This window comes from Protofrankia sp. CiP1_Cm_nod1, from assembly GCF_920888515.1.
Classification (GTDB): Bacteria; Actinomycetota; Actinomycetes; order Frankiales; family Frankiaceae; genus Protofrankia.
In genome coordinates, this window is record NZ_CAKKTM010000216.1 from 1 (window position 1) to 8,098 (window position 8,098).

The following is an 8,098-nucleotide window of genomic DNA, read 5'->3' on the forward strand; positions in this document are numbered from 1 at the left end:
TCTTGAGGCGGTCACGACCACCAGGGGGAACGAGTCACCGTCCGTGACGGTCCTGTGGCGGCAGGACGGTGGGCATCGTGCCGGATACCAGGGCAGCGGATACCAGGGCAGCGGCAGTGGATACCAGGACCCGTCAACCGGCGGCGAGAATCCCCCCGCCCGGGATCAGGCCTGCCGGGACCAAGCCTGGCGGCTGACCGGCACCGACGGCAGAATTGACGGTGAGCCGACCACCTGGAACGACGCCCCGGTATTTCAGCGGATCGGGTCGCCGGCCCCCACGACGCACTCCTGGGAGAAGGATGCCGACCCCGCTTCTTCGGCCTGAACAGGCGGGCCGGAGTTGACAGCGCTTCGCCGATCGTGGAGGTACCGGTGACATTACCGCACGAATGGCACCAACGGCTGAGGCTGCCGGCGGTGGCGGCGCCGATGACCGACGTGTCAGGCCCCGATCTTGTGATCGCCGCCGCCGTGAACGGTATCATCGGCACTTTCCCCACCCACAACGCGAAAAGCGCCGATGAGCTGGACGAATGGCTGGCGCGCATCACAGCGGCGACAAGGGCCGACGAGTCCGCGCCGGCCGCTCCGGTGGGTGCCAACCTCGTCGTGCACCGTTCCAACGCGCGGCTCGCCAGCGACCTGGACAGCCTGCTGCGGCACCGCCCGGAGATCGTCATCACCAGCGTCGGCTCGCCCTCGGCGGTGGTCGGGCCGCTGCACGACGCCGGCATCCTGGTGCTGGCGGACGTGGCGAGCATACGCCATGCCCACAAGGCGATCGAAGCCGGGGTGGACGGCCTGGTGCTGCTGTCCGCCGGCGCCGGTGGGCAGACCGGGTGGGCCAACCCGCTCTCCTTCGTACGGGCCCTGCGGAGTGACTACGACGGGATCCTGGTCCTGGCCGGCGGCATCAGCGACGGCTACAGCGTGCTGGCCGCCCGCGCCGCCGGCGCCGACCTGGCCTATCTCGGCACCCGGTTCATCGCCACCACCGAGAGCCTGGCCTCCGATGCGTACCGGCAGGCCGTCGTCGAGGCCACCCTCGATGACGTCACCACATCGGTGCAGGTCAGCGGCTTGCAGGCCAACGTACTCAGAAGCTGGCTTGAGGCTCAGGACATCACGCCGGCCCCACCCGCCGGGGCGGCCGGCGAGGCTTCTCCCGGTTTCGCCCAGGACCGGCTGCTCGCCCAGCGCAACGTCTGGGCGGCTGGCCACTCGGTGTCCGGCATCGACGAGGTTCTCGACATCCCGAAGCTGGCGGAGCGGCTTGCCCGCGAATACCAGCAGGCCCAGGACCTGCTGCTACCGGCGGCAGCGGACGGCATTTCCAGAAAGTGGAGGTAGAGCACGCATGTGGGGCACGCTGCCAACGGTTTTCGACCGGGTCACCCTGTATTACGCCGACTCAACGGCGATCATCGATGGTGATCGCCGGCTGACATACCGGCAGACACAGCAGTGGGCCAACCGGGTCGCGAACGGGCTCATCGCGTTAGGGGTAGGCAAGGGGGAGCGGGTCGGCCTGCTCCTGCCCAACGTCCTGGAGTTCATCCCGAGCCAGCACGGCATCTGGAAGGCCGGAGCGGTGCTGGTGCAGCTGCCCACCCGGGCCGCCGCCGCCGGCCACCGCAGCAACCTGAAGCAGGCCGACGCGACCACGCTCATCTACCACGCGCAGTTCGACTCGACCGTCGCCGAGGTGGTGGCCGGGCTGCCCGAGCTGCGCCACGTCATCCGGCTCGACGACGGCCGCGGGCCCGCGGAGACGACCGTCGCCGGTGTCCTCGACTACGCGAAGCACTTCGAGGCGCAGCCGGACACGCCCCCCTCAGTGGAGATCGACGAGCACGACGAGGCATACGTGCTGTTCACCTCCGGCAGCACCGGTGAGCCGAAGGGTGTGATCAACTCCCACTTCACCTGGGCGCACTACAGCATCACCGCCGGCCTGGAGATCGGTGACATCCGGCCCGGTGAGATCTTCGCCCACGGCGCTCCGCTGACCCACTTCACCCAGATCTTCGTGCTGCCGACCTTCCTGCGCGGCGGCACGAACGTGATGCTGCCGGGGCTGGACGTCAACACCCTGCTCGAGAGGATCGAGAAGGAGAAGGTGACGGCCACGGCCCTGGTCCCGACCATCATCTACCTGCTGCTCGACCACCCGGACCGGAAGAAGTTCGACCTCTCGTCGCTCAACACCATCGTCTACGCGGGTGCCCCGATCGCTCCGGAGCGGCTGCGTGAGGCGCTCGACGTGTTCGGCCCGATCTTCATCCAGGCCTACGCCGGCACCGAGCCGGGGTACGTCTCCAGCCTGCGCAAGCAGGACCACCGGGTGGACACCGAGCAGGACATCAAGCGGCTGGCGTCGGCCGGGCGGCCCCTGCCGTACGTGGCGGTGACCATCCAGGACGACGACGACCGCCCGCTGCCCGTCGGCGAGGTCGGCGAGGTCACCTCCAAGCAGCTCGGCCAGATGCTCACCTACGTCGACGCCTCGCGTAACTCGGAGGCGCTGCGCGACGGCTGGGTGCACACCGGGGACATCGGCTACTTCGACGAGGACGGCTTCCTCTACATCGTCGACCGCAAGAAGGACCTGGTGGTCAGCGGTGGCTTCAACGTCTTCCCGCGGCAGGTGGAGGACGTGCTGCTGACCCATCCGGCGGTCGCCCAGGCGGCTGTTTTCGGTATCCCGCACCCGAAGTGGGGCGAGGCCGTGCACGCCGTCGTGGTCACCCGGTCCGGGCAGCAGGCCGACGAGAGCGAGCTGATAAACCACGTCAAGCGCGAGCTGGGCAGTGTGCCCGCGCCCAAATCGATAGAGTTCACCGACCAACTGCCGGTCAACCCGGCCGGGAAGGTCGACAAGAAAACGATTCGCGCGCCCTACTGGGCCGGTCGGGCCCGTCAGATCGGGTAATTCCACCGCCCGCCGGCCGGCGTTCGCCCTGGCCCCGTGACCAGGACGAACGCCGGACCGATCGGCGCGAGACGAGGAAGAGCCCCTAAGCCATGGGAATGACGATGAGTTCTCAAAGCCGTACCGGCCATCCCGCCCCGGAGGCTCCCCTGGTGGACCCCGCCCATTTTCGCGAGGTCCTTTCACGCTTCGCGAGCGGGGTCGTCGTTGTGACGGCGGTCGCCGGGGACCAGCCGGCCGGCCTGACCTGCCAGTCGTTCACGTCGCTGTCCCTGCAGCCACCGCTGGTGCTGTTCTGCCCGGCCAAGTCGTCCACGTCCTGGCCCGCGGTGGCGGCGGCGGGAAACCTGTGCATCAACATTCTGAGCGAGGGGCAGGACGAGCTCAGCAACGGGTTCGCGCGCAGCGGCACGGACAAGTTCGCCGGTGTCGGCTGGACGCTGCTGCCCAACGGCGCGCCGGCGCTGGACAGCGCCGTCGCCCACATCGGTGCCCGGATCGCCACCGTCTACGACGGCGGTGACCACCACATCGTCACCTGCCACGTGGAGTCCCTCCAGACCCCCGGGGAGCGCGATCCGCTCCTCTACTACCGGAGCAGGTATCGGCGCATCCGGTCGCTGGACTAGCCTGGCCGGTCGTCATCGCAAGCCATCCGCGTCCAAAGGAGGACAAGGTGTCCGTACCGCATTATGGGTTGTTCATCGACGGAGAGTGGGTCGACTCCGCCGAGAAGTACGAGATTCGCAGTCCCGCGACGGACGAGCTGGTGGCGACGGTCGCCAAGGGCGGGACCGGCGACGTCGACCGGGCGGTCGCCGCCGCCAGGGCCGCGCACGAGGCGGGGCAGTGGCGGCGCACCCCGCCGCAGGAGCGCGCCGCGCTGCTGCACGCGGTCGCGGACAACCTGGAGAAGCGTCTCCAGGAGCTGGCGGCCCTGCAGACCCGGGAGAACGGCGCGACGATCCGCGTCACCGGGGCCCTGCACCTCGGCCTGTCCATCGCCCAGCTGCGCTATATCGCCGACCTCGCGACGACCTACGAGTTCGAGAAGAGCGGGCCGGAGATCGGGCCGCTCCCGGCCGTGGGCGTGCTGCGCCGCGAGCCGCTGGGCGTGGTGGCCGCGATCGTGCCGTGGAACATCCCGCTGCTGGTCATCGTCTGGAAGGTCGGCCCGGCGCTGGCCGCGGGCAACACCGTCGTGCTCAAGCCCGACGAGCACTCGCCGCTGGTGGCGCTCGAGCTGGTCAAGGAGTTCGAGGCCGCCGGCCTGCCCAAGGGCGTGCTGAACATCGTCACCGGCGACGGCGACCCGGTGGGCGCCCACCTCAGCGGCCACCCGGACGTCCGCAAGGTGGCCTTCACCGGCTCCACCGAGGTGGGCAAGAGCATCCTGGGCAAGTCCGCCGACACGGTCAAGCGGGTCACCCTCGAGCTCGGCGGCAAGGGGCCGAACATCGTCCTCGACGACGCGGACGTGCCGCTGGCCGTCGACGGGGCGCTGTTCGCGGCCCTGGCCAACAACGGGCAGGCCTGCGAGGCGGGAACCAGGCTGCTGGTGCCGAACAGCCTGAAGGAGCAGTTCCTCACCAGGCTGGTGGAGCGGGCGAAGACCCTCAAGCTCGGCAACCCGCTGGACCTCGCCACCGACGTCGGCCCGCTGATCAGCAAGCGGCAGCGGGACCGCGTCCTGGGCTACATCGAGTCCGCCCGGGCCGAGGGAGCCACCATCGCGCTCGGCGGCGGGGTGCCGCAGGGGCCGGAGTTCGCCGTCGGGAACTGGGTGGAGCCGACCATCGTCACGGACGTCACCAACGACCAGCGCATCGCCCGCGAAGAGGTCTTCGGCCCGGTGCTGACGGTGCTGACCTACGACTCCGTGGACGAGGCCGTCAAGATCGCCAACGACACGAACTACGGCCTGTCGGCCGGCGTGTGGGGGCGTGACGAGTCCCGGGCGCTGGAGGTGGCCCGGCAGCTGGAAGCCGGCATGGTCTACGTCAACGACTGGCACGTGATCAACCCGGCCTACCCGTTCGGTGGCTACAAGCAGAGCGGTCTGGGACGCGAGGGCGGCCCGAACGCGCTCGACGCCTACACCGAGCAGAAGTACATCACGGTCGACCGCAGCGGCGGGCTGGAGAACCGGGCGGCGTTCGCCCTGGTACTCGGGACGCCGCCCGCATAAGTGACGGGCCTGAAGGAACCAGCGCGGTGCCGGCGCCCCGTCGGCACCGCGCGCCGGTGCCGACGGCGGGCCCGGCCGGCGCAGGCCGGCACGCGTGACTGCCGTCGGCGGTGCCGGCGACATCCCAGGAAGGGAACCTGATCGTGTCAGCCGAGGCGTACATCTACGAGGCGGTTCGGACCCCTCGAGGAAAGGGAAAGAAAGGGGCGCTGCATGGCACGAAGCCGCTGGACCTCGTAGTAGGCCTCATCGACGAGGTCAAGCAGCGGCTTCCGCAGCTGGACCCGGCCTACGTCGACGACGTGGTCCTGGGGGTTGTCTCCCCGATCGGGGACCAGGGCGGTGACATCGCGAAGGCGGCGGCGATCGCCGCCGGCCTGCCGGACACGGTGGGCGGGATACAGGTCAACCGTTTCTGCGCCTCGGGCCTGGAAGCGACCAACATCGCGGCCCAGAAGGTACGCTCGGGCTGGGACCGGCTGGTCCTCGCCGGTGGCGTCGAGTCGATGTCGCGGGTGGGGATCCTCTCCGACGGCGGCCCGCTGTTCAACGACCCGGTCACGACCTACGACCACTACTTCGTCCCGCAGGGCATCGGCGCCGACCTGATCGCCACCATCGAGGGCTTCAGCCGCGAGGACGTGGACGCGTACGCCGTGCGCTCGCAGGAGCTCGCGGACACGGCCTGGCGCAACGGCTACTTCGCGCGCTCGGTGGTACCGGTCAGGGATGTCAACGGCGTCGTGATCCTCGACCACGACGAGCACCGCCGGCCCAGCTCGACGGTGGAGTCCCTCGGCGCGCTGAAGCCGTCCTTCGAGGGGCTCGGCCGCTCGGGCGGGTTCGACGCCGTCGCGCTGCAGAAGTACCACGAGGTCGAGAAGATCAACCACGTCCACACCGGGGGGAACTCCTCGGGCATCGTCGACGGCGCGTCGCTGCTGCTCATCGGCAGCGAGCAGGCGGGCCGGGACCTCGGCCTGACACCGCGCGGCAGGGTCGTCGCCACCGCGATCAGCGGCTCCGACCCGACCATCATGCTGACCGGGCCGAAGCCGGCGACGGAGAAGGTGCTTGCCACCGCCGGGCTGACCCTGGACGACATCGACATCTTCGAGCTCAACGAGGCCTTCGCGTCGGTGGTGCTCAAGTGGGTCAGGGATCTGAAGATCCCCGAGGAGAACGTGAACGTCAACGGCGGGGCGATCGCGATGGGGCACCCGCTCGGTGCCACCGGCGGGATGCTGGTCTCCACCGTGCTCGACGAGCTCGAGCGCAGGGAGCAGCGCCGAGGGCTCATCACGCTGTGCATCGGCGGCGGTATGGGCGTGGCCACGATCATCGAGCGCGTGTGATCATGTCGACGGATACGGGTGGACCGACTATGGCGTACACAGAAACCATCCAGTGGGCGCAGGACCCCGACGGCGTCGTCGTGCTGACCCTGGATGACCCGCAGGCTTCGGCGAACACCCTCAACCGGGACTTCGTCGAGTCGTTGCAGGCGGCCGTCGACAGGCTCGGGCGGGAGAAGGAGACGATCACCGGCGTCGTTCTCACGTCCGCGAAGAAGACCTTCTTCGCCGGCGGCAACCTCAACGAGCTCAAGGCGCTGCGCAAGGAGGACGCCGCGGAGTTCACGGCGCACCTCAACCGGATCAAGGGGCTGCTGCGCGCCCTGGAGACCTTCGACCGGCCGGTCGTGGCCGCCTTCAACGGCGCCGCCCTCGGCGGCGGCCTCGAGCTCGGGCTGGCCACCCACCACCGGATCGCCGCCGACGTCCCGGGCAACCAGATCGGCCTGCCCGAGGTCGGGCTCGGGCTGCTGCCCGGCTGCGGCGGGGTGGTACGGACCGTGCGCACCCTCGGCGTCGTCGACGCCCTGAACAAGGTGCTGCTGCCCGGCACCCGGTTCAGCCCGGCCGACGCCCTCGAGGCCGGCCTGGTCGACGAGGTCGTGGCGAGCATCCCCGAGCTGCTCCCCCGGGCCAAGGAATGGATCCAGAAGAACCCCGAGGCGCGTCAGCCGTGGGACGTCAAGGGCTTCCAGATCCCCGGTGGGGCGCCGGACTCCCCGTCGCTGGCGCCAGTCCTGCCCAGCCTGACGGCCAAGCTGCGCGCCCAGCTCGGCGGCTCGCCGCTGCAGGCGCCGCGGGCCATCGTCGCCGCCGCCGTGGAGGGCGCGCAGGTCGACGTCGACACGGCGTCGCTGATCGAGACCCGGTACCTGATCCACCTGGCCACCGGCCAGGTGGCCAAGAACCTGATCCAGGCGTTCTTCTTCGACACCCAGCACATCAAGGCCGGTGGCAGCCGGCCGGCCGGGTTCGACCGCTTCCAGGCGCGCAAGGTCGGTGTCCTCGGGGCCGGGATGATGGGCGCGGGCATCGCCTACGCGGCGGCGAAGGCCGGGATCGAGGTGGTCCTCAAGGACGTCAGCCTCGCCGCCGCCGAGCGTGGCAAGGCCGGTGTGGAGAAGACCCTCTCCAGGGCGGTGGCCAAGGGGAAGACCTCGCAGGAGCAGGCGGACGCGGTACTCGGCCGCATCCTGCCGACGGAGGACCCGGCCGACTTCGCCGGGGTCGACTTCGTCGTCGAGGCGGTCTTCGAGAGCGCCGAGCTCAAGCACAAGGTCTTCGGCGAGATCGAGGAGATCGTCGACCCGGACGCGGTGCTCGGGTCGAACACCTCGACCCTGCCGATCACCCTGCTGGCGCAGGGGGTCCAGCGGCCGGAGGACTTCATCGGCATCCACTTCTTCTCGCCGGTCGACCGGATGGCCCTGGTCGAGATCATCAAGGGTGAGCGCACCTCGGAGCGCACCCTGGCCAGGGTCTTCGACTTCGTGCAGCAGATCCGCAAGACGCCCATCGTCGTCAACGACAGCCGTGGGTTCTTCACCAGCCGGGTCATCATCGCCTTCCTCAACGAGGCGGTCGCGGCCGTCGGTGACGGCATCGCGCCCGCCAGCATCG

Annotated in this window: 6 protein-coding genes and 1 pseudogene; all 7 read left to right on the forward strand. The window is 69.8% G+C overall.

Annotation, left to right across the window (positions count from 1 at the left end):
* Window positions 1-328 (forward strand): annotated as a pseudogene (locus NBX02_RS09965) (hypothetical protein); the annotation flags it as partial.
* Between the two features lie 47 nt (window positions 329-375).
* Complete coding sequence (locus tag NBX02_RS09970) at window positions 376-1,353, forward strand: nitronate monooxygenase (RefSeq protein ID WP_250291062.1); 978 nt, start codon at window positions 376-378, stop codon at window positions 1,351-1,353.
* Between the two features lie 7 nt (window positions 1,354-1,360).
* On the forward strand, window positions 1,361-2,935 hold the full coding sequence (locus NBX02_RS09975) for an AMP-binding protein (RefSeq protein ID WP_250291064.1): 1,575 nt from the start codon (window positions 1,361-1,363) through the stop codon (window positions 2,933-2,935).
* A gap of 104 nt (window positions 2,936-3,039) precedes the next feature.
* The gene (locus NBX02_RS09980; protein WP_250282584.1) at window positions 3,040-3,564 is read left to right on the forward strand and encodes a flavin reductase family protein; all 525 of its coding nucleotides are present in this window, start codon (window positions 3,040-3,042) and stop codon (window positions 3,562-3,564) included.
* Between the two features lie 47 nt (window positions 3,565-3,611).
* Window positions 3,612-5,123, forward strand: coding sequence for an aldehyde dehydrogenase family protein (locus NBX02_RS09985; protein ID WP_250282582.1), 1,512 nt, complete (start codon window positions 3,612-3,614; stop codon window positions 5,121-5,123).
* Window positions 5,124-5,266: 143 nt separating this feature from the next.
* Window positions 5,267-6,478 (forward strand): acetyl-CoA C-acetyltransferase, encoded by a 1,212-nt coding sequence (locus tag NBX02_RS09990; RefSeq protein ID WP_250282580.1) that lies wholly within the window; start codon window positions 5,267-5,269, stop codon window positions 6,476-6,478.
* Window positions 6,479-6,507: 29 nt separating this feature from the next.
* A partial coding sequence (locus NBX02_RS09995; RefSeq protein WP_250291066.1) for a 3-hydroxyacyl-CoA dehydrogenase NAD-binding domain-containing protein occupies window positions 6,508-8,098 on the forward strand: 1,591 nt, incomplete at its 3' end.

What these genes read in the sequence shown, in the direction of transcription:
- NBX02_RS09975 (WP_250291064.1), top strand. Translation starts at nt 1,361, where the DNA reads ATGTGGGGCACGCTGCCAACGGTTTTCGACCGGGTCACCCTGTATTAC.
- NBX02_RS09980 (WP_250282584.1), top strand. Translation starts at nt 3,040, where the DNA reads ATGAGTTCTCAAAGCCGTACCGGCCATCCCGCCCCGGAGGCTCCCCTG.